The 1,029-nt window shown below is 42.2% G+C and carries 2 protein-coding genes and 1 pseudogene; all 3 read right to left on the bottom strand.

From position 1 onward, the window contains the following. Positions 1-273: pseudogene (locus R7F07_RS25480) on the bottom strand (peptidase M23); the annotation flags it as partial. A 28-nt stretch (positions 274-301) separates the two neighbouring features. Beyond that, positions 302-670 carry a PilZ domain-containing protein gene (locus tag R7F07_RS25475; RefSeq protein WP_005460291.1) on the bottom strand — a complete coding sequence of 123 codons (369 nt, stop codon included), beginning with the start codon at positions 668-670 and terminating at the stop codon, positions 302-304. Between the two features lie 158 nt (positions 671-828). Next, positions 829-1,029 (bottom strand): hypothetical protein (locus tag R7F07_RS25470; RefSeq protein WP_318110706.1); only part of this gene is annotated, 201 nt, incomplete at its 5' end.

The following is a 1,029-nucleotide window of genomic DNA, read 5'->3' as shown; positions in this document are numbered from 1 at the left end:
CTTGTCCGTCAAAGCTTGAGAGAGTGAGTGGTTGGTATCTAATTGCTCTTCATAGAGCGCTGTGATTTCCGCTTTCTCGCTTTCTAGCTTGGTAATGGTTTGCACCAGCGTTGTCTGATTATGAATCTGTTGCTGGTTCAAATACCAAGCCCCGCCGACAACGGCAGGTAAGGCGATGATCGAAGTTAATATGGTTAGGACCGAACCGCGGCCCAAATAAAATTGCTGATCACCGTTTTTAGTGGGGATCTGCATGATGATTTTTTTAGACATAATTATTGTTACTTAAATAGGCGTTGATTTATTTTTCCCCTAAATCGGAAAGATGGTCTAACTCTCGATTCAGAAGTTCGTTATTGCCTACATTCAATTCGATAAATCGTTTTAATTGGCTAATGCTTTCAATGCCGATGTTGGTGATCTTGAGCCGTATTTGGTCTTGAGTGACGTCTACGATCTGTGCCGTTAACGTAATCTCTTGTTCAGACTGGTGGAACGAGAAACCGACATCAACCAAAAGTGCAGGATTCAATGTATCCAAGCCTTCGGCTTGTAAAAGCAAACCATGCAAGGAAAGATCTTGAATCGTGGCGTTAAGTCTCAAATCACGTTGTTCTAACTGAGCTGGAGCTTGGTAGATGATGCGTGAAAAGCGTCTTTTCTCCGTCATATTGCGCTCTCTAAGGCATTTAAACAGATTGAATAGTATATCAAGAAGAACAAAAAGTGTTCGAATGTTGTTTAAAAACTGTCGGGAACGCTACAGAGTTACGTAAGTACACGGTCATATTTTTCACTGACCCAATGACTCTCAAATCATCAAATACCTTAATAACGCCAATCAAAATGGCCCAGAAAGGCGCTTTTAACTGGCTGGGGTATACGACAAAGGCCGCTATGATAGCGGCCTTTGTATAAATTACCAACAGACTTTCCAGAAAGCGTAAGTTTCGGTGTCAGTCTGTCGTAATCATTATTTTGCAATACGTTTGTATTTGATGCGGTGCGGCTCTGCAGCTTCAGGGCCCA

The organism is Vibrio sp. YT-16 (genome assembly GCF_033337405.1).
Lineage (GTDB): Bacteria > Pseudomonadota > Gammaproteobacteria > Enterobacterales > Vibrionaceae > Vibrio > Vibrio alginolyticus.
This window is presented reverse-complemented; position numbering and strand designations above follow the sequence as displayed.

What these genes read in the sequence shown, in the direction of transcription:
- R7F07_RS25475 (WP_005460291.1), bottom strand. Translation starts at nt 670, where the DNA reads ATGACGGAGAAAAGACGCTTTTCACGCATCATCTACCAAGCTCCAGCT.